Genomic DNA, 20141 nt, shown 5'->3' on the forward strand with positions numbered 1-20141 from the left:
CGCCCCTGCCACAGGGGGAAAGACGCCCGCCCGACGCGATCAGCACTCCGAACTCTTCAACGACATTCCGTCGATGACCTGTGGCATCGGCGAAGAAAGCAGAAACCATGGCTTCCCTGCTCGATGGCGTCAACGCCGCCACCCTCCGTTCGGACGTCCCGGCGTTCCGCCCCGGTGACACCGTCAACGTCCACGTGCGCGTGATCGAGGGCAACCGCTCCCGTATCCAGCAGTTCAAGGGTGTTGTCATCCGCCGCCAGGGCTCGGGCGTCAGCGAGACCTTCACGGTCCGCAAGGTCTCCTTCAGCGTCGGCGTCGAGCGCACCTTCCCGGTGCACAGCCCGATCTTCGAGAAGATCGAGCTCGTCACCCGCGGTGACGTCCGTCGCGCCAAGCTGTACTTCCTCCGTGAGCTGCGCGGCAAGGCCGCGAAGATCAAGGAGAAGCGCGACAACTGAGCTGCTGCCCGCGTCCACAGGGCGGCCGGATAAGCTTCGGCCGCGATGGACACGCAAGCACAGCACTCGGAGCGCGACCGCTCCTCGGAACCCGACGCGGGGTCCGGGGAGAGGTCGCGCTTTTCGCGTACGCGGGACCGCGTCGCCTCCGTGCTGACCTGGCGGCGGGTGGTCACCGGGGCGGTCCTGGCCACCGTCGCCCTGCTGCTGTTCAGCTCCTACGTGGTCCAGCCTTTCCTGATTCCCAGCCGCTCGATGGAGCCCACGCTGCAGGTCGGGGACCGGGTCCTCGTCAACAAACTGGCGTACCGTTTCGGCGCCGAGCCCGAGCGCGGCGACGTGGTGGTCTTCGACGGCACCGGCTCGTTCGTACGGGAGGACCTCGACGCGAACCCGCTGACCGGGCTGGTGCGCGGAGCGGCGGCCTCCCTGGGGCTCGTGGAGCCCGCCGACACCGACTTCGTGAAGCGGGTGGTGGGCGTGGGCGGCGACCGTGTCGTCTGCTGCGACGCGCGGGGGAGGCTCGCGGTCAACGGCACAGCGGTGGACGAGCCGTATCTGTTCCCCGGTGACACCGCTTCCCGGGCGCCCTTCGACATCGTGGTGCCCGTCGGCGCCCTGTGGATGATGGGCGACCACCGCAGCCGCTCCAGCGACTCCCGGGACCGTCTCGGCTCGCCCGGCGGCGGGATGGTCCCCGTCGAGCGGGTGACCGGCCGGGTGGACTGGCTGGGCTGGCCGCCGGCCCGGATCGGCTCGTTGCAGGGGACCGGCGCCTTCGGCGGCGTACGGGCGCCCGGCGGGGCGCATGGGTAACCGCGGACGTCCGCGCGGCGCACCCGACCCCGACGCGTCCCTGCCGACCGGGACCAGGCCCACCGGGCCGCGCTCGCTGCCCACCCGGGCGGAGCGCCGCAAGCTCGCCAAGAAGGTCCGGCGCAAGCGCCGCAGGTCCGCGATGAGAGAGATACCCGTCCTCGTCGTCGTGGCGCTGCTGATCGCGCTCGTCCTGAAGACGTTCCTGGTCCAGGCGTTCGTCATCCCGTCCGGGTCGATGGAGCAGACCATCCGGATCGGCGACCGGGTGCTGGTGGACAAGCTGACCCCGTGGTTCGGATCGAAGCCGGAGCGCGGCGACGTCGTGGTGTTCAAGGACCCCGGCGGCTGGCTCCAGCAGGAGAACCCCGGACAGAAGAAGGACCCGCCGATCGGCGTCAAGCAGGCCACCGAACTGCTGACCTTCATCGGGCTGCTGCCGTCCGACGACGAGCAGGACCTGATCAAGCGGGTCATCGCGGTCGGCGGCGACACCGTGAAGTGCTGCGGCGAGGACGGCCGGATCACCGTCAACGGCGTACCGCTGGCCGAGACGTACCTCCACCCCGACGACCGGCCCTCGACCATCTCGTTCGAGGTGAAGGTCCCCAAGGGCCGGCTGTTCGTGATGGGCGACCACCGGTCGGACTCCGCCGACTCCCGCTTCCACCTCGACGAGCCCGACCGGGGCACGGTCTCCGAGGCGGAGGTCGTGGGGCGGGCCGTCGTGATCGCCTGGCCGTTCGGCCACTGGAGCACGCTGGAGGAGCGCGACGCCTTCACCGCGGTCCCGGACGCGCGTACATCGGAGGCAGCGGTTCCGGCACCGTCGAATAGTGTGGCACCTCCGGATCGCTATGGAATGGTCCGGCTCCCGACCCCTGCGGAACTCCCGCTCGTTATGGGAGTGGTGGGCCTGCACCGGATCGGGCGCGGGCCGTGGCACGTATTGAGGAGTGGATGTGGGGGATTTGGCGGTCGGCGCACGATCCGGACACGACGAACCCGAGGACCGGCCGGAGCGCGACGAGTCTCCCGCGGGCGGGGCGGCGGTCCCGCCGGAGGGTGACGGCGGCACCCCTGGCGACGACGGTGGCAGGCGTCCCAGGAAGCAGCGCTCCTTCTGGCTGGAGCTGCCGCTGCTCGTCGGCATCGCCCTGGTTCTGGCGCTGCTGATCAAGACGTTCCTGGTCCAGGCGTTCTCGATCCCCTCGGACTCCATGCAGAACACGCTGCAGCGGGGCGACCGGGTGCTGGTCGACAAGCTGACCCCGTGGTTCGGCTCGGAGCCGGAGCGCGGCGAGGTCGTGGTCTTCCACGACCCGGGCGGCTGGCTGGAGGACACCGCGACGCCGGAGCCCAACGCGGTGCAGAAGTTCCTGAGCTTCATCGGCCTGATGCCGTCCTCCGAGGAGAAGGACCTGATCAAGCGGGTCATCGCGGTCGGCGGCGACACCGTGGAGTGCAAGGAGAACGGGCCGGTCACGGTCAACGGGAAGAGCCTGGACGAGAAGTCGTTCATCTTCCCGGGGAACACCCCGTGCAACGACAAGCCCTTCGGCCCGATCAAGGTGCCGGACGGCCGGATCTTCGTCATGGGCGACCACCGGCAGAACTCCCTGGACTCGCGCTACCACCAGGAGCTCCCCGGCGAGGGCACGGTCTCCACGGACGAGGTCGTCGGCCGCGCCGTCGTCGTCGCCTGGCCGCTGGGCCGCTGGGCGACCCTGCCGGTCCCGGACACCTTCGACCAGCCCGGTCTGAACGCGGCCGCCGCGATGGCGCCGACGGCACTGGGCGTAGCCGGAGCGGTGCCCCTCGTGTTGTGGCGCCGCCGGAGGCTGACCGCCGGGCGTACCGCCGGGTAGGGTGCCGACTCGGATCAGCGATTGTCGATCTCCGACGGGGGAGCGCTGGGATGAGCGGTACAGGACGCAAGGACGACGGCCGCGGCCGGCTCGGCGCCATGATGTCGGGCTTGGCCGTGGCCGTCGGCTGTGTGCTCTTCCTCGGCGGTTTCGTCTGGGCGGCGGTGGTCTACCAGCCGTACACGATCCCGACCAACTCCATGGCCCCGACGGTGAACCCCGGCGACCGGGTGCTCGCCGAGCGGATAGACGGTGCCGACGTCCGGCGCGGTGACGTGGTGGTCTTCACCGACCAGGTCTGGGGCGCCACGGCGATGGTGAAGCGCGTCGTCGGGATCGGCGGCGACAAGGTGGCCTGCTGCGACAAGGAAGGGCGGCTCACCGTCAACGGAACCCCCGTCGACGAGCCGTACCTCACCCGGGGCCCGGCCGCCCCGGGCGAAGCGGCCCCCGCCTCGCCCCAGGACTTCTCCGCCACCGTGCCCAAGGGCCAGATCTTCCTGCTCGGCGACGAACGGGCCACCTCCCTGGACTCCCGGGTCCACCTGCAGGACGCCGGCGAGGGCTCCGTACCGCTCAGCGCCGTACAGGCCCGGGTGGACGCGGTGGCCTGGCCGATGAACGGCATGATCAGCCGGCCCTCCTCGTTCGCCGCACTGCCCGGCGGGGTGTCCGCCGCGGGGCCGCTGCCGCTCCAGCTGGGGGCGGTCCTGGTGGGTGTCGTCCTGATCCTCGGCGGCGCGGTGTACGGGCCCGTGGCGGCGCGCCTGGCCCGCCGGAGGACGGTCGCCGGAGGGGCCCGGTGACCTCGGAGGCCCGCAGGGTCGCCCGGGTGGTCCTCCTGGACCCCGACGACCGCGTTCTGCTGCTGCACGGTTACGAGCCGGACGACCCGGCCGACACCTGGTGGTTCACCCCGGGCGGCGGCCTGGAGGGCGATGAGACCCGGGAGCAGGCGGCTCGCCGTGAGCTCGCCGAGGAGACCGGGATCACGGACATCGAGCTGGGCCCGCTGCTCTGGACCCGGATCTGTTCCTTCCCGTTCGACGGGCGGCGCTGGGACCAGGACGAGTGGTACTACCTGGCCCGCACGACACGGACCGCCACCGCCCCGCAGGGCCTCACCGACCTGGAACTGCGCAGCGTCGCCGGTCTGAGGTGGTGGACTTCCGCCGAACTGCTCGCGACGCGTGAGACGGTGTACCCGACCAGACTCGCCGAGCTGCTGCGCACGCTTCTCGACGAGGGTCCCCCGCGTGATCCGTTGGTTCTGGCCCCCGAAATCGTCTAATCGTTCAGGGGTGCCGGAGGCTGACGCACAATGGGGGCACGCACGGCTGAAGGGGAAACATGCCATGAGCGCCGAGGACCTCGAGAAGTACGAGACCGAGATGGAGCTGAAGCTCTACCGGGAGTACCGCGATGTCGTCGGTCTGTTCAAATATGTGATCGAGACCGAACGGCGCTTCTACCTCACCAACGACTACGAGATGCAGGTGCACTCGGTCCAGGGTGAGGTTTTCTTCGAGGTGTCCATGGCGGACGCCTGGGTCTGGGACATGTACCGGCCCGCGAGGTTCGTCAAGCAGGTCCGCGTGCTGACCTTCAAGGACGTCAACATCGAAGAGCTCAACAAGAGCGATCTGGAACTTCCGGGAGGCTGACCCCGCGCGGCCCGCGGTGCGGGGCCGCCGATACGCGCGTTGCAGTGAGTGACCCGGTCACCCGTGTGGGTGGCCGGGTTTTCCACATCCGCGGAGTTGTCCACCAAGATCCACATCTTCGGGCGGGCCGGGTCACAGTCGGTGCCGGAGGTGGTGCCGATATGAACGCACGGGGGGCACTCGGGCGGTACGGCGAGGATCTGGCGGCACGGCTGCTGACCGAAGCCGGAATGGCGGTGGTCGAGCGCAACTGGCGCTGCCGCGCCGGAGAGATCGACATCGTGGCCAGGGACGGTGACGTCCTGGTCTTCTGCGAGGTGAAGACCCGCAGGTCAGACGCTTTCGAACACCCCATGGCCGCGGTCGGCCCGGTCAAGGCGGACCGGCTGCGACGGCTCGCCGAGATCTGGCTCGACCGGCACGGCGGGCCACCGTCCGGCGGCGTCCGTATCGACCTGATCGGGGTGATCGTGCCCCGGCGCGGGGCCCCGGTCACGGAGCACGCCCGGGGGGTGTCCTGATGGGCTTCGCACGAGCGTGCTCCGTGGCGCTGGTCGGCGTCGAGGGCGTGGTGGTGGAGGTCCAGGCGGACCTGGAGCCGGGGGTGGCGGCCTTCACCCTGGTCGGACTGCCGGACAAGAGCCTGGTGGAGAGCCGGGACCGGGTGCGGGCCGCGGTGGTCAATTCCGGGGCGGAGTGGCCGCAGAAGAAGCTCACGGTCGGGCTCTCCCCGGCCTCCGTGCCGAAGAGCGGTTCGGGCTTCGACCTCGCCGTCGCGAGCGCGGTCCTCGGAGCGGCGGAGCGGATCGACCCCGCCACGATCGCCGATGTGGTGATGATCGGCGAACTGGGTCTGGACGGCCGGGTGCGTCCGGTACGGGGCGTGCTGCCGGCCGTCCTCGCGGCGGCCGAAGCGGGATACGAGCAGGTCGTCGTCCCCGAGCAGTCGGCCGGGGAAGCGGCCCTGGTGCCGGGGGTCTCGGTCCTCGGGGTCCGGAGCCTGCGCCAGCTCATCGCGGTTCTGTGCGACGAACCGGTGCCCGAGGAGCCCGCCGACGACCAGGGGCGGCCCGACGCCATGCTGGCCGGGCTCATGATCCCCGGCACGGGCCTCGGCGCGGGGCTCGCCCCGGCCTCCGCGCGCGGTGACGGGCACCGGCCCGATCTGGCGGACGTCGCGGGGCAGCCGCGTCCGCGCCGGGCCCTGGAGGTGGCCGCGGCCGGAGGACACCATCTGCTGTTCTCGGGCCCGCCGGGCGCGGGCAAGACCATGCTGGCCGAGCGGCTGTCGGCGGTCCTGCCGCCGCTGACCCGGCAGGAATCCCTCGAAGTGACGGCGGTCCACTCCGTGGCGGGCATCCTCCCCCCGGGTGAACCGCTCGTCTCCCGGGCGCCCTACTGCGCCCCGCACCACTCGGCGACCATGCAGTCCCTGGTCGGCGGGGGCAACGGGATCCCGAGGCCCGGGGCGGTTTCCCTGGCGCATCGCGGGGTCCTGTTCCTCGACGAGGCCCCGGAGTTCTCGGGCAAGGCTCTCGACGCGTTGCGTCAGCCCCTGGAGTCCGGTCATGTGGTGGTCGCGCGGGCGGCGGGCGTGGTGCGGCTGCCCGCCCGGTTCCTGATGGTGCTGGCCGCCAATCCGTGCCCCTGCGGCCGGCACACGCTCACCGGCGCGGGCTGCGAGTGCCCGCCCTCGGTGGTCCGCCGCTACCAGGCGCGCCTGTCCGGGCCCCTGCTCGACCGGGTGGACCTGCGGGTCGAGGTGGAGCCGGTCGACCGCGCCGACCTCCTGGGGCAGGGCGGCCGGGGCGAGTCGACGGCCGTCGTCGCCGCACGGGTACGGGAGGCCAGGGCGCGGGCGGCCGAGCGGCTGGCCGGCACCCCGTGGACCACGAACAGCGAGGTGCCCGGCCATGAGCTGCGGACCCGGCTGCTCGCGGCTCCGGGAGCGCTGGCGGCGGCGGAGCGGGACCTGGAACGCGGCATCCTCACGGCCCGGGGCCTGGACCGGGTGCTGAGGGTGGCCTGGACCGTGGCGGACCTGCGCGGCGCGGACCGCCCGGACGACTCCGATGTGGCGGTCGCCCTGGAACTGCGGACGGGCATCCAGCGCGGGGTGCCGATGGGGGCGGGGGAGCGGTGAGCGGCGTGACGGGGGAACGATGGCACGGGCTGCCGGAGCGGGGCGGGGAACGCGGCGTGGGCCGGGAGCACGGGTTTGACCGGGAGCGCGGGGCGGACCTGGGGCGGGAGCATGAGTCGGGGAGCGGACCGGGACGGGAGAGTAGCGCGGAGGCGGACCGGGAATGCGGAGCGGAGCCGGCGAGGGGGCACCTGCCGGAGCCTGCCCGGGTGCGTGCGCCGGAGGTGGAGCGGGCGTGCCTGCCGGAGCCGCTGTGGGGGCACTCGCCGGAGCCCGACCGGGAGCGTGGTCGCCGTGGGCGTCCGGGCCGGGGGCGCGCGCCCGGCCCGGACGACGGGGACGGCGGCCGGGGCGAGGGCCGCGACCGGGGCGAGGGCCACGGCGGCGGCCGGGGCGAGGACCGGGAGCGGGAGCGGTTGGCCAGGGCTGCGTTGACCCGGGTGTTGGAGCCGGGGGACGAGCGGGCCGGGCGTTGGCTGCGGCGGACGGGTCCGGTCGAGCTGCTGCGGAGGCTCACCGTCGAGGACGGGTCCGCCGAGAGGCTGCCGGGGATGACCGCCCTACGGCTCGGCGGCTATCGGCTGCGTGCGGCCGCCGCGGAGCCGGAACGGGATCTGGCCGCGGTCGCCGAGGTGGGCGGGCGCTTCGTCTGCCCGGGGGACCGGGAGTGGCCGAGTCAGCTGGACGACCTGGGCGACGCGCGGCCCGTCGGACTCTGGGTGCGCGGGCGGCCCGACCTGCGGCTGTGGTCCCTGCGCTCGGTCGCGGTGGTCGGTGCGAGGGCCTGCACCCCGTACGGGGCGCATATGGCCGCGACCCTCGGCTCCGGGCTCGCGGAGCGCGGCTGGGTGGTGGTGTCGGGGGCGGCGTTCGGGGTGGACGGGGCCGCCCACCGCGGCGTGCTCGCGGCGGGCGGCGCGACGACGGCCGTGCTCGCCTGCGGTGTCGACGTGCCCTACCCGCGCGGGCACGCCGAGTTGCTCGGTCGGCTGGCCCAACAAGGGCTCGTCGTCGCCGAGTTGCCGCCGTCCTCGCATCCCACCCGCAGCAGATTCATCCTGCGTAACCGGGTCATCGCCGCGCTGACCAGGGGAACGGTCGTGGTCGAGGCCGAATACCGCAGCGGTTCGCTGGTCACCGCCCGCCAGGCGCAACGGCTCGGCCGCTTCGCGATGGGGGTGCCCGGACCCGCCACCAGCGGGTTGTCGGCAGGGGTCCACGAGCTGTTGCGCGGCGAGGGTGTGCTCGTCACCGATGCCGACGAAGTGGTCGAGCTGGTCGGGGACATCGGCGACCTCCCGCCGGTCCGACGCGGCCCGGTGCTGCCCAGGGACCACCTGGACGCGGCCACCGCGCGCGTCCTCGAAGCGCTCCCGTACCACGGTGTCAGCCACCCCCGTGACCTCGCCCGCGCTGCGGGGACGTCGGCCGACGAAACGCTCGGTCGACTGTACGAACTGCACTCACTGGGGTTCGTCGAACGCGAAGGCGACGGCTGGCGGTTGACGCTTCCTTCGGCACGCAACGACGACGCGCGGCGAGGCGGTTCTTGACCTGGAGCATTCGGGTGAAAAGGTAAGGCCGATGACCTCGCACGATCGATCGGTGACCTGTCCGGGACCCGCGCCCACTGCGTCGGCCCCGGCCCCCGGCGGGCGCGGGCAGCGCGAACGGCGACGCGCAATCACGCGGCATGGATCTCCCGTCCTGCGCGGACTGCGACGCCGCAGTCACGCTACGCTCACAAGGATTTCGCCCCAGACAAAAGTCCTCCAGCACTTCACGGCAGAACGGCTCAAGGCACCACATGCCCCAGCACACCTCCGGGTCTGACCGCGCGGCAGTACCACCGGTTGCGCGTGGCACTGTGCGCCCTCCCGCCCCCTCCTCCCTCGACGAGTTGTGGCGTTCCTACAAGACCACGGGCGACGAGCGGCTGCGAGAGCAGCTGATCCTGCACTACTCGCCGCTCGTGAAGTACGTCGCGGGCCGGGTGAGCGTGGGGCTGCCGTCCAACGTCGAGCAGGCCGACTTCGTCTCCTCCGGGGTCTTCGGGCTGATCGACGCCATCGAGAAGTTCGACATCGAACGGGCCATCAAGTTCGAGACGTACGCGATCACCCGGATCCGCGGCGCGATGATCGACGAACTCCGGGCGCTGGACTGGATCCCGCGGTCCGTCCGGCAGAAGGCGCGGAACGTGGAGCGCGCGTACGCCACGCTGGAGGCCCAGTTCCGGCGTACGCCGTCGGAGGCCGAGGTGGCTTCGGAGATGGGCATCGCTCTGGAGGAACTGCACGCTGTTTTCAGCCAGTTGTCGCTGGCGAACGTGGTCGCCCTGGAGGAGTTGCTGCACGTCGGCGGCGAGGGCGGCGACCGGCTGAGCCTGATGGACACCCTGGAGGACACCGCCGCCGACAATCCGGTGGAGGTCGCCGAGGACCGTGAGCTGAGAAGACTGCTCGCGCGGGCCATCAACACCCTCCCCGACCGCGAGAAGACCGTGGTGACCCTCTACTACTACGAGGGCCTCACCCTCGCGGAGATCGGCAACGTCCTCGGGGTGACCGAGAGCCGGGTCAGCCAGATCCACACCAAGTCCGTGCTGCAGCTCCGCGCGAAGCTCGCCGACGCGGGCCGCTGACGACCCCTTCCCGGCCCTCTCCGGCCCTCTCCGGCCATTCGGTCGGACGCCGCGCCCTTCCCCCGCACGTCTGCCGCCGTAGAGTGGACACGTGCCCAGGATTCGAGCGGCCTCCGTGGCCGAGCACCGGACCATGCAGCGCGGCGCCCTCCTGGACGCCGCGCGCTCCCTGCTGTCCGAGGGCGGTACGGAGGCGTTGACCTTCCCCGCACTCGCCGAGCGCACGGGCCTCGCCCGGTCCTCCGTGTACGAGTACTTCCGCTCCCGAGCCGCCGTGGTCGAGGAGCTGTGCGCCGTCGACTTCCCCGTCTGGGCGGCCGAGGTCGAGAACGCCATGCAGCGCGCCGAGACGCCCGAGGCGAAGATCGAGGCGTATGTGCGCCGGCAGCTCGACCTCGTCGGGGACCGCCGCCACCGCGCGGTCGTCGCGATCTCCGCGAGCGAGCTGGACGCGGGCGCCCGCGAGAAGATCCGGGCCGCGCACGGCGGGCTGATCGCCATGATCGTCGAGGCGCTGGGCGACCTCGGCAACGAGCAGCCGAGGCTGGCCGCCATGCTCCTGCAGGGTTCGGTCGACGCCGCCGTGCGCCGTATCGAACTGGGCGTCGCGGAGGAGCCGGGCGTCATCGCGGACACCGTCGTCGCGATGGTCCTGCGCGGTGTGAGCGGCTGACCCGGACGGCGTCCGGCTCCGGCTCCGGTACACCGAACACCGGAAGCAGCCGCGAAGGGCCCCTGCGCAGCAGTGCGGGCGGCAGCAGCGAGAGCGGGTCCAGATAAGCGTCCCCGCGCCGCAGCCCCCAGTGCAGGCAGCCCTCCGCGCAGTGGAACGGCCCCTCCTCCAGCACCCCGACCGGCTGCCCGGCCCGTACGCGCGCGCCCTCCTCGACCAGCGCCCGCACCGGTTCGTACGTGGTGCGCAGCGGCGGCGAACCGCTGCCAGCCACCTCGATGGCGAGCACCCCGCGTCCCGCCACCCGCCCCGCGAACGAGACCCGGCCCCCGGCGGCCGCCAGCACCCGCGCGCCCGGCCCCGCCGCGAGGTCCACGCCGCGATGGCCGGGCCCGTACGGACCGGCGGGCGGCTCCCACCCCCGTAACACCGCGGGCCTCCCGGCCAGCGGCCAGCTCCGGCCACCGTCGTCTGCGTTCACGTCCGCGGCGGCGTCCGCTTCCGCACTCGGCAAGGGCGCTGCGGCCCCGGTCGGCGCGATAGCTGCTTCCGGCGTGGACGGCCCGGCCGGGAGCAGCCCGCACAGCACGAGCAGGGGGAGCGGCAGGACCAGGGCCAGGAGCAGGAGCAGCGTGCGGCGGGCGGGGGAGTGGTGTGGGGCGGGCTGATGGCGCATGCCGCCACGATGGCCCGGAGGCCGGGGTTCCGGGGATCATGGACCGTTCCTGTGGACTACTCGCCGGTTGTGGATATCGCCGCCACCCGGCCGTGGGCGTCGCCGTCATCCGGTTGTGGACATCGCGGTCACCCGGCACTCAGCCGGTCCCGTACACTTCTTACGGCGATCCGGGTCACCGGGTCGACTTCGCACGCCCCGCCACCTCCCTCTTCTCGGAGGTGGCCGCGCTCCTCGGTCCCTCGTGGCACGGCGCGTCGGGGCGTCAGGCGCGAGCGCAAACCTGCGCTCGCGATAACCGAGTACCTCAAGGAGTACGGCCATGGCCGTCGTCACGATGCGGGAGCTGCTGGAAAGCGGCGTCCACTTCGGTCACCAGACCCGTCGCTGGAACCCGAAGATGAAGCGCTTCATCTTCACCGAGCGCAACGGCATCTACATCATCGACCTGCTCCAGTCGCTGTCGTACATCGACCGCGCCTACGAGTTCGTCAAGGAGACCGTCGCCCACGGCGGCTCCATCATGTTCGTGGGTACGAAGAAGCAGGCCCAGGAGGCCATCGCCGAGCAGGCGACGCGCGTCGGCATGCCGTACGTCAACCAGCGTTGGCTCGGTGGCATGCTCACCAACTTCTCCACCGTCTACAAGCGCCTTCAGCGTCTGAAGGAGCTTGAGCTCATCGACTTCGAGGACGTGGCCGCCTCCGGCCTCACCAAGAAGGAGCTCCTGGTCCTCTCGCGCGAGAAGGCCAAGCTGGAGAAGACCCTCGGTGGTATCCGCGAGATGCAGAAGGTGCCCAGCGCCGTCTGGATCGTCGACACCAAGAAGGAGCACATCGCCGTCGGTGAGGCGCGCAAGCTCCACATCCCGGTCGTCGCGATCCTCGACACCAACTGCGACCCCGACGAGGTCGACTACAAGATTCCGGGCAACGACGACGCGATCCGCTCCGTCACCCTGCTCACCCGCGTGATCGCCGACGCCGTCGCCGAGGGCCTCATCGCCCGCTCCGGTGCCGCCACCGGTGACTCGAAGCCGGGCGAGAAGGCCGCCGGCGAGCCCCTCGCCGAGTGGGAGCGCGACCTGCTCGAGGGCGACAAGAAGGACGAGACCGCGGCTGCCGCCGAGGTCCAGTCCTCCGCCGAGACCGAGAAGGTCGCCGACGCCGAGAAGCCGGCCGAGGCCGTCGCCGAGGCCGAGGCCGCTGTCGAGGCTCCGGCCGCCGACGCCCCGGCCGCCGACGCGGACGCCGAGCAGGCCTGACACCCGTCACGGCTGCTGACGGCGGGGGCCGACGCCACAAGCGTCGCCCCCGCCGTTCACCCGTAGATCTTTCAGACTTCGAGAGAGACATACAGACTCATGGCGAACTACACCGCCGCTGACGTCAAGAAGCTCCGCGAGCTCACCGGCGCCGGCATGATGGACTGCAAGAAGGCGCTCGACGAGGCCGACGGCAACGTCGACAAGGCCGTCGAGGCGCTCCGTATCAAGGGCCAGAAGGGCGTCGCCAAGCGCGAGGGCCGTTCTGCCGAGAACGGTGCCGTTGTCTCCCTCATCTCCGAGGACCAGACGTCCGGCGTCATCCTCGAGCTGAAGTGCGAGACGGACTTCGTCGCCAAGGGCGAGAAGTTCCAGGCCGTCGCCAACACGCTCGCCGCGCACGTCGCCGCGACCTCCCCGGCCGACATCGAGGCGCTGCTCGCCTCCGAGATCGAGTCCGGCAAGACCGTCCAGGCGTACGTCGACGAGGCCAACGCCAACCTCGGCGAGAAGATCGTCCTGGACCGCTTCGCGCAGTTCACCGGCGCCTACGTCGGTGTGTACATGCACCGCACCATGCCCGACCTGCCCCCGCAGATCGGTGTTCTGGTCGAGCTGGACAAGGCCGACGCCGAGCTGGCCAAGGGCATCGCGCAGCACATCGCCGCCTTCGCCCCGAAGTACCTGTCCCGCGAGGACGTCCCGGCCGAGGTCGTCGAGGCCGAGCGCCGCGTCGCCGAGGAGACCACGCGCGCCGAGGGCAAGCCCGAGGCCGCGCTCCCGAAGATCGTCGAGGGTCGCGTCAACGGCTTCTTCAAGGAGGCCACCCTCCTCGGCCAGCCGTACGCGCTGGACGCCAAGAAGTCCGTCCAGAAGGTCCTGGACGAGGCCGGTGTCACCCTGAAGCGCTTCTCGCGCATCAAGGTCGGCATCTGAGTCCGTCCGGGCGAACAGCACCGGACCCGATAGGGTCTGGTGCAGTCGACGGCCGCACCCACGCCGGACGACCGCAGATCTGACGAGGAGGCCATTGCCGCTGTAGGGACACCAGACCCACCGGCGATGGCCTTCTTCGTATGTGCACGAGGAGAATTTCCATGGACAAGGGCGCGGACGCCATTCAGGCCGACGACAAGCACGACGACGACAAGGGCTCCGGGCGCTTCATGCTGAAGCTCTCCGGTGAGGCGTTCGCCGGTGGCGGCGGCCTCGGCGTCGACCCCGACGTCGTGCACACCATCGCCCGCGAGATCGCCGCCGTCGTACGCGACGGCGCCCAGATCGCGGTGGTCATCGGAGGAGGCAACTTCTTCCGTGGTGCCGAGCTCCAGCAGCGCGGCATGGACCGGGCCCGGTCCGACTACATGGGCATGCTCGGCACCGTCATGAACTGCCTGGCACTCCAGGACTTCCTGGAGAAGGAGGGCATCGACTCGCGCGTCCAGACCGCCATCACCATGGGCCAGGTCGCCGAGCCGTACATCCCGCTCCGTGCCGTGCGGCACCTGGAGAAGGGGCGCGTCGTGATCTTCGGCGCTGGCATGGGCATGCCGTACTTCTCCACCGACACCACCGCCGCCCAGCGCGCCCTGGAGATCGACGCCGAGGCGCTGCTCATGGGGAAGAACGGCGTGGACGGGGTCTACGACTCCGACCCGAAGACCAACCCCGACGCGGTCAAGTTCGACGCACTGGAGTACGGCGAGGTGATCACCCGCGACCTGAAGGTCGCCGACGCCACCGCCATCACGCTCTGCCGCGACAACGAGCTCCCGATCCTCGTCTTCGAGCTGACCGCCGAGGGCAATATCGCTCGCGCGGTCAAGGGTGAGAAGATCGGCACGCTCGTGAGCGACGCGAGCACCCGGGCCTGACGGCCCCCCAGGATGGACAACGGCCTGCCGGTCGGACACCGTGCAGGTGAGGACGCGACGCAGGACCCGCAGGGCGCGGCGATGACGACGCCGGGCCCACCCAAGACACGCAGGAGCACGTGGTGATCGAAGAAATCCTCCTCGAGGCCGAGGAGAAGATGGAGAAGGCCGTTGTCGTCGCGAAAGAGGACTTCGCCGCGATCCGTACCGGCCGCGCGCACCCGGCGATGTTCAACAAGATCGTCGCCGACTACTACGGCGCGCTGACCCCGATCAACCAGCTGGCCTCGTTCTCGGTTCCCGAGCCGCGGATGGCCGTCGTGACGCCGTTCGACAAGACCGCGCTGCGCAACATCGAGCAGGCGATCCGCGACTCCGACCTCGGCGTCAACCCGAGCAACGACGGCAATATCATCCGGGTGACGTTCCCCGAGCTCACCCAGGACCGCCGCAAGGAGTACATCAAGGTCGCCAAGACCAAGGCCGAGGACTCCAAGATCTCGATCCGCTCCATCCGCCGCAAGGCCAAGGAGAACCTCGACAAGCTCGTCAAGGACAAGGAGTCCGGCGAGGACGAGGTGCGCCGCGCCGAGAAGGAGCTCGACGACACCACCGCGAAGTACGTCGCGCAGGTGGACGAGCTGCTCAAGCACAAGGAAGCCGAGCTGCTCGAAGTCTGATGAACGACTCTTCCTGGGGCGCCCCGCAAGGAGCCGGTTACTGGGGCACGCCCGAGATGAGCGCTGCCCCGGCGGGTCCTGCCCACGATGTGCGTGATGCCCAGCAGACTCGGCCCATGCCCAACGTGCCGGACGTGCCCGACGCAGGTAGAGACGCAGCCGACCGCGACGACCGGGACAGGGATGCCGCTCACGTCAGCGGCCCCCTGTTCCGTGACGAGATGCCGCAGGAGCCCATGTCCACCCCGCTGCCGCCCCCGCCGCAGAAGAAGCGTGCGGGGCGTGATCTGCGCGCCGCCATAGGGGTCGGCGTGGGTCTCGGCGCCGTCATCGGCCTCTCGCTGTTCATCGTGAAGGCCGTCTTCATCGGCGTGATAGTGATCGCCGTCGTCGTCGGCCTGTGGGAGCTCACCTCCCGCCTCCAGGAACGCAAGGGCATCAAGGCGCCCCTGGTGCCGCTGGCCGTCGGCGGAGCCGCGATGGTCGTCGCCGGTTACGCGCGGGGTCCCGAGGGGGCCTGGATCGCGATGGCCCTGACGGCCCTCGCGGTGCTGGTCTGGCGGATGGCCGAGCCGCCGGACGGGTATCTCAAGGACGTCACGGCCGGGGTCTTCGCGGCGTTCTACGTGCCGTTCCTGGCCACCTTCGTCGCCCTGCTGCTGACGGCGGACGACGGGTCGTGGCGGGTGCTGACCTTCCTGGTCCTCACCGTGGTCAGCGACACGGGGGCCTACGCCGTCGGCTGGCGCTTCGGCAAGCACAAGCTCGCCCCGCGCATCAGCCCCGGCAAGACCCGCGAGGGCCTGTTCGGAGCCGTCGCCTTCGCGATGGTCGCCGGCGCGCTGTGCATGGAGTTCCTGATCGACGGCGGCGCCTGGTGGCAGGGTCTGCTGCTCGGCTTCGCGGTCGCCGCCAGCGCCACCCTCGGCGACCTGGGCGAGTCCATGATCAAGCGGGACCTCGGGATCAAGGACATGGGCACCCTGCTCCCCGGCCACGGCGGCATCATGGACCGGCTGGACTCGCTCCTGCCGACCGCACCGGTCGTATGGCTGCTGCTGGTGCTGTTCGTGGGCTCCGGCTGAGCTCCCCGGCACACCGGCACCCTGTCCCACCTGCACGTTCTTCGAGTGAGGGTCCGTCGTCCACAGGGCGGCGGGCCCTCACCCGTCTGTCTGCCACACTGGATGAACCATGCCTAAGCCCGGAGAACTCACTTTCGTCGCGCCCCGCGGAGCCAAGAAGCCGCCGCGGCACCTCGCCGACCTCACGCCCGCCGAGCGCAAGGAAGCGGTCGCCGCGACCGGTGAGAAGCCGTTCCGCGCCCAGCAGCTCTCGCAGCACTACTTCGCGCGGTACGCGCACGACCCGGCGGAGTGGACCAACATCCCGGCCGCTTCGCGGGAGAAGCTCGCCGAGGCGCTGTTCCCCGACCTGATGTCCGTGATCCGGCACATCAGCTGCGACGACGACACCACACGCAAGACCCTGTGGAAGCTGCACGACGGCACGCTCGTCGAGTCCGTCCTGATGCGCTACCCGGAGCGCGTCACGATGTGCATCTCCTCGCAGGCCGGCTGCGGCATGAACTGCCCCTTCTGCGCCACCGGACAGGCCGGCCTGGACCGCAACCTGTCGACCGCCGAGATCGTGCACCAGATCGTCGACGGCATGCGCGCCCTGCGCGACGGCGAGGTGCCCGGCGGCCCCGCGCGGCTCTCCAACATCGTCTTCATGGGCATGGGCGAGCCGCTCGCCAACTACAACCGCGTCGTCGGCGCGATCCGCCGGCTCACCGACCCCGAGCCGGACGGCCTCGGCCTCTCCCAGCGCGGGATCACCGTCTCCACCGTGGGCCTGGTCCCGGCCATGCTGCGCTTCGCCGACGAGGGCTTCAAGTGCCGCCTCGCCGTCTCGCTGCACGCCCCGGACGACGAGCTGCGCGACACCCTGGTCCCCGTCAACACCCGGTGGAACGTCCGCGAGGTGCTGGACGCCGCCTGGGAGTACGCGGAGAAGTCCGGCCGCCGGATCTCCATCGAGTACGCCCTGATCCGCGACATCAACGACCAGGCCTGGCGCGGCGACCTCCTCGGCCGGCTGCTCAAGGGCAAGCGGGTGCACGTCAACCTGATCCCGCTCAACCCCACGCCCGGCTCCAAGTGGACCGCCTCGCGGCCCGAGGACGAGAAGGCGTTCGTCGAGGCCATCGCGGCCCACGGCGTGCCCGTCACCGTCCGGGACACCCGTGGCCAGGAGATCGACGGGGCCTGCGGGCAGCTGGCGGCCTCCGAGCGCTAGCCGCTCCCGGGCGGCCTCGTGAAGACCGGTGGCCTCACGGTCCGGCCGAAAACCGCCGGTGTAGCCTGGGCCCGAAATCAACTTCATATTCCGACAGGGGAGCGCCACAGCGCTGAGAGTGCGGCACCAAGGACAGGTTGGCCGCAGACCCTCTGAACCTCGCCCGGGTCATTCCGGGTAGGAAGTTCGGACCTTACTCAAGCTGTTGCGCCCTGCCCGCTTCCGGTTTGCCGGACAGCGGGCGGGGCCGCGTCTCTTCCTGGTCACCTCCAGGAGGAATCACATGAACACCACCACGAAGTACGCGGCGACCGCGCTCGCCGCCGCTCTCGGCGTCACCGTGCTCGCGGGCTGCGGCAGCGACGACGGCCCGTCGGGCTCCGGGGCGTCCAAGGGCAGCGGCTCCAAGACCGTCACCCTGGTCAGCCACGACTCCTTCAACGTCTCGGACAAGGTGCTGAAGGCGTTCACGAAGGAGACCGGCTACACGGTCGAGATCCTCAAGAGCGGCGACGCCGGGGCCGCGCTCAACCAGGAGATCCTGACCAAGGGCTCCCCGCGCGGCGACGTCTTCTTCGGCGTCGACAACACCCTGCTCTCCCGCGCCCTCGACAACGGCCTGTTCACCGCGTACGAGGCCAAGGGCCTGGACACCGTCACGGCGGACACGCAGACGGACGAGAAGCACCGCGTCACGCCCGTCGACACCGGCGACATCTGCGTCAACTACGACAAGAAGTACTTCGCCGACAAGAAGCTCGCGCCGCCGAAAACCTTCGAGGACCTGGTCAAGCCCGCGTACAAGAACCTCCTCGTCACCGAGAACGCCGCCAGCTCCTCACCCGGTCTCGGCTTCCTCCTCGGCACCATCGCCGCCGAGGGCGAGGACGGCTACGAGGCGTACTGGAAGAAGCTCAAGGCCAACGGCGTCAAGGTCGTCGACGGCTGGGAGCAGGCGTACAACGAGGAGTTCTCCGGCTCCGCGGGAGGCAAGAAGGCCAAGGCCGACCGGCCGCTCGTCGTCTCCTACGCCTCCAGCCCGCCCGTCGAGGTGCTCTACGCCGACCCGCAGCCCAAGGAGGCCCCCACCGGGGTCGCCACCGGCACCTGCTTCCGGCAGACCGAGTACGCCGGGCTGCTGACCGGGGCGAAGAACGAGGCGGGCGGCAAGGCGCTGCTGGACTTCATGATCAGCAAGACGTTCCAGGAGGACATGCCGCTCAACATGTTCGTGAACCCGGTCGTGAAGGACGCGAAGCTGCCGGAGCTGTTCACGAAGCACGGCGAGAGTGTCGAGACGCCGCCCACCGTCGCGCCCGAGAAGATCACCGCCAACCGTGAGCAGTGGATCCAGTCGTGGCAGTCGCTGGTCCTGAAGTAGGGCCCAAGGAGAAGGCCACCCGCCCCGCGCCGCCCGTCCGGGGGGCCGGGCGGCGTGGAGCCGCGGTGCGGCTCGGCCTGATGGCCGTGCCCGTCGCGTTCTTCGCGGTGTTCTTCGCCTACCCCGTGACCGCGATCGTCGGCCGTGGGCTCAAGGCGGGCGGCGACTGGCAGTTCGGGCGGATCGGTGACGTACTGGCCCGCCCGGACATTCTCGACGTCCTCTGGTTCACCACCTGGCAGGCCCTCGCCTCGACCGCGCTCACCCTGCTGATCGCGCTGCCCGGGGCGTATGTCTTCGCGCGCTTCGACTTCCCGGGCAAGCAGCTGCTGCGGGCGGTCGTCACCGTTCCGTTCGTGCTGCCGACCGTCGTGGTCGGCACCGCGTTCCTGGCGCTGCTCGGACGCGGCGGGCTCCTCGACGAACTCTGGGGCGTCCGCCTCGACACCACCGTGTGGGCGATCCTGCTGGCCCACGTCTTCTTCAACTACGCCGTGGTCGTCCGCACGGTGGGCGGGCTCTGGTCCCAGCTGGACCCGCGTCAGGAGGAGGCCGCCCGGGTGCTCGGCGCCGGACGGTTCGCCGCCTTCCGCCGGGTGACGCTGCCCGCGCTCGCCCCGGCCGTCGCCGCCGCCGCGCTGATGGTCTTCCTGTTCACCTTCACTTCCTTCGGCGTCGTACAGATCCTCGGCGGACCGGCGTACTCCACCCTGGAGGTGGAGATCTACCGGCAGACCGCGCAACTGCTGGACCTGCCGACGGCCGCCGTGCTGACCCTGGTGCAGTTCGCCGCGGTCGGCGGGATCCTCGCCGTGCACGCCGCGACCGTACGCCGCCGGGAGCGGGCGCTGAAGCTGGTCGACCCGGCGCAGACCTCCCGCCGGCCGCGCGGCCCCGGGCAGTGGGCGCTGCTCGGCGGTGTCCTGCTCACCGCGCTGCTGCTGATCCTGCTGCCGCTAGGGGTGTTGGTGGAACGCTCCTTCGATGGGCCGGGCGGTTACGGCTTCGGCTACTACCGGGCCCTCCAGTCGGCCGGGTCCGGCGGCTCCTCCACCTTCCTGGTCCCGCCGCTGGAGGCCGTCGGCAACTCCCTGCGGTACGCGCTCGTCGCGACGCTCATCGCCCTCGTCGTCGGCGGGCTCGCGGCGGCGGCCCTGACCCGGCGGGCCGGGCGGCTGGTCCGCGGCTTCGACGCGCTGCTGATGCTGCCGCTCGGGGTCTCCGCCGTCACCGTCGGCTTCGGCTTCCTGATCACCCTGGACAAGCCGCCGCTCGACCTGCGTACCTCCTGGATCCTGGTCCCGCTGGCGCAGGCGCTGGTCGGCGTCCCCTTCGTCGTACGGACCATGCTGCCCGTGCTGCGGGCCGTCGACGACCGGCTGCGGGAGGCCGCCGCCGTGCTGGGGGCCTCGCCGCTGCGGGCCTGGCGGGAGGTCGATCTGCCGCTGGTGCGGAGGGCGGTGCTGGTCGCGGCGGGCTTCGCCTTCGCCGTCTCCCTCGGGGAGTTCGGTGCGACGGTCTTCATCGCACGGCCGGACAACCCGACCCTGCCGGTGGCCGTGGCCCGGCTGCTGGGCCGGTCCGGGGAGCTCAACTACGGGCAGGCGATGGCCCTCAGCACGATCCTGATGCTGGTGTGCGCGGTGTCGCTGCTGCTCCTCGAACGTATCCGCACCGACCGATCCGGGGAGTTCTGAAC

21 protein-coding genes and 1 riboswitch are annotated in these 20141 nt (G+C 71.1%); of the genes, 20 read left to right on the forward strand and 1 reads right to left on the reverse strand.

Annotated elements, in window-relative coordinates; translation table 11 throughout:
• Nucleotides 1-107 precede the first annotated feature (107 nt).
• The 12 genes from rplS (at nt 108) to G3I54_RS32880 (ending at nt 10266) form a co-directional block, all read left to right on the forward strand.
• On the forward strand, nt 108-458 hold the full coding sequence (gene rplS / locus G3I54_RS32825) for a 50S ribosomal protein L19 (protein WP_003965955.1): 351 nt from the start codon (nt 108-110) through the stop codon (nt 456-458).
• A gap of 45 nt (nt 459-503) precedes the next feature.
• Entirely contained in the window at nt 504-1274 is a 771-nt protein-coding gene (gene lepB / locus G3I54_RS32830; RefSeq protein WP_164620096.1) for a signal peptidase I, read from the forward strand.
• The gene (lepB, locus tag G3I54_RS32835; RefSeq protein ID WP_164620098.1) at nt 1267-2343 is read left to right on the forward strand and encodes a signal peptidase I; all 1077 of its coding nucleotides are present in this window, start codon (nt 1267-1269) and stop codon (nt 2341-2343) included. The genes lepB (G3I54_RS32830) and lepB (G3I54_RS32835) overlap by 8 nt, the downstream gene beginning before the upstream one ends.
• Entirely contained in the window at nt 2246-3142 is an 897-nt protein-coding gene (gene lepB / locus G3I54_RS32840) for a signal peptidase I (RefSeq protein WP_164620214.1), read from the forward strand. Before lepB (G3I54_RS32835) ends, lepB (G3I54_RS32840) begins: the two co-directional genes overlap by 98 nt.
• 50 nt (nt 3143-3192) lie before the next feature.
• The gene (gene lepB / locus G3I54_RS32845) at nt 3193-3948 is read left to right on the forward strand and encodes a signal peptidase I (RefSeq protein WP_164620100.1); all 756 of its coding nucleotides are present in this window, start codon (nt 3193-3195) and stop codon (nt 3946-3948) included.
• Nucleotides 3945-4433, forward strand: a complete 489-nt coding sequence (locus G3I54_RS32850; RefSeq protein ID WP_164620102.1) for an NUDIX hydrolase — start codon at nt 3945-3947, stop codon at nt 4431-4433. The genes lepB (G3I54_RS32845) and G3I54_RS32850 overlap by 4 nt, the downstream gene beginning before the upstream one ends.
• 64 nt (nt 4434-4497) lie before the next feature.
• A complete protein-coding gene (locus G3I54_RS32855) occupies nt 4498-4806 on the forward strand; it encodes a DUF2469 domain-containing protein (RefSeq protein WP_003965949.1) in 309 nt (102 codons plus the stop codon).
• A gap of 161 nt (nt 4807-4967) precedes the next feature.
• Complete coding sequence (locus G3I54_RS32860) at nt 4968-5327, forward strand: YraN family protein (protein WP_164620104.1); 360 nt, start codon at nt 4968-4970, stop codon at nt 5325-5327.
• On the forward strand, nt 5327-6949 hold the full coding sequence (locus G3I54_RS32865) for a YifB family Mg chelatase-like AAA ATPase (protein ID WP_164620105.1): 1623 nt from the start codon (nt 5327-5329) through the stop codon (nt 6947-6949). Before G3I54_RS32860 ends, G3I54_RS32865 begins: the two co-directional genes overlap by 1 nt.
• A gap of 416 nt (nt 6950-7365) precedes the next feature.
• A complete protein-coding gene (dprA, locus tag G3I54_RS32870; protein ID WP_203687520.1) occupies nt 7366-8502 on the forward strand; it encodes a DNA-processing protein DprA in 1137 nt (378 codons plus the stop codon).
• A 254-nt stretch (nt 8503-8756) separates the two neighbouring features.
• On the forward strand, nt 8757-9593 hold the full coding sequence (gene whiG / locus G3I54_RS32875; protein ID WP_003965944.1) for an RNA polymerase sigma factor WhiG: 837 nt from the start codon (nt 8757-8759) through the stop codon (nt 9591-9593).
• Nucleotides 9594-9708: 115 nt separating this feature from the next.
• Nucleotides 9709-10266 (forward strand): TetR/AcrR family transcriptional regulator, encoded by a 558-nt coding sequence (locus G3I54_RS32880; protein ID WP_164620226.1) that lies wholly within the window; start codon nt 9709-9711, stop codon nt 10264-10266.
• On the opposite strand, the gene G3I54_RS32885 is transcribed toward G3I54_RS32880, so the two are convergent.
• Nucleotides 10217-10942, reverse strand: a complete 726-nt coding sequence (locus tag G3I54_RS32885) for a M23 family metallopeptidase (protein WP_164620107.1) — start codon at nt 10940-10942, stop codon at nt 10217-10219. The two genes, G3I54_RS32880 and G3I54_RS32885, sit on opposite strands and share 50 nt — an antisense overlap.
• Before the next feature lie 322 nt (nt 10943-11264).
• Here G3I54_RS32885 and rpsB point away from each other — a divergent pair, with 322 nt between their 5' ends.
• The 8 genes from rpsB to G3I54_RS32925 all read left to right on the forward strand — a co-directional run bounded on the left by rpsB (nt 11265) and on the right by G3I54_RS32925 (nt 20139).
• Nucleotides 11265-12206 carry a 30S ribosomal protein S2 gene (gene rpsB, locus G3I54_RS32890; RefSeq protein WP_030629544.1) on the forward strand — a complete coding sequence of 314 codons (942 nt, stop codon included), beginning with the start codon at nt 11265-11267 and terminating at the stop codon, nt 12204-12206.
• Between the two features lie 99 nt (nt 12207-12305).
• Entirely contained in the window at nt 12306-13142 is an 837-nt protein-coding gene (gene tsf / locus G3I54_RS32895) for a translation elongation factor Ts (RefSeq protein ID WP_164620109.1), read from the forward strand.
• Nucleotides 13143-13303: 161 nt separating this feature from the next.
• Nucleotides 13304-14080, forward strand: coding sequence for a UMP kinase (gene pyrH / locus G3I54_RS32900; protein WP_137234463.1), 777 nt, complete (start codon nt 13304-13306; stop codon nt 14078-14080).
• 122 nt (nt 14081-14202) lie between these two features.
• Nucleotides 14203-14760, forward strand: a complete 558-nt coding sequence (frr, locus tag G3I54_RS32905) for a ribosome recycling factor (RefSeq protein ID WP_006127917.1) — start codon at nt 14203-14205, stop codon at nt 14758-14760.
• The gene (locus G3I54_RS32910; protein ID WP_164620111.1) at nt 14760-15845 is read left to right on the forward strand and encodes a phosphatidate cytidylyltransferase; all 1086 of its coding nucleotides are present in this window, start codon (nt 14760-14762) and stop codon (nt 15843-15845) included. The genes frr and G3I54_RS32910 overlap by 1 nt, the downstream gene beginning before the upstream one ends.
• 109 nt (nt 15846-15954) lie before the next feature.
• On the forward strand, nt 15955-17061 hold the full coding sequence (rlmN, locus tag G3I54_RS32915; protein WP_103531716.1) for a 23S rRNA (adenine(2503)-C(2))-methyltransferase RlmN: 1107 nt from the start codon (nt 15955-15957) through the stop codon (nt 17059-17061).
• Nucleotides 17062-17146: 85 nt separating this feature from the next.
• Nucleotides 17147-17263, forward strand: a riboswitch (TPP riboswitch).
• Between the two features lie 81 nt (nt 17264-17344).
• Nucleotides 17345-18442 (forward strand): thiamine ABC transporter substrate-binding protein, encoded by a 1098-nt coding sequence (locus tag G3I54_RS32920; RefSeq protein WP_164620113.1) that lies wholly within the window; start codon nt 17345-17347, stop codon nt 18440-18442.
• An 80-nt stretch (nt 18443-18522) separates the two neighbouring features.
• A complete protein-coding gene (locus tag G3I54_RS32925) occupies nt 18523-20139 on the forward strand; it encodes an iron ABC transporter permease (protein WP_164620228.1) in 1617 nt (538 codons plus the stop codon).
• The last annotated feature ends 2 nt before the right edge of the window (nt 20140-20141 follow it).

The organism is Streptomyces sp. SID14515 (assembly GCF_010548505.1).
Lineage (GTDB): Bacteria > Actinomycetota > Actinomycetes > Streptomycetales > Streptomycetaceae > Streptomyces > Streptomyces caviscabies.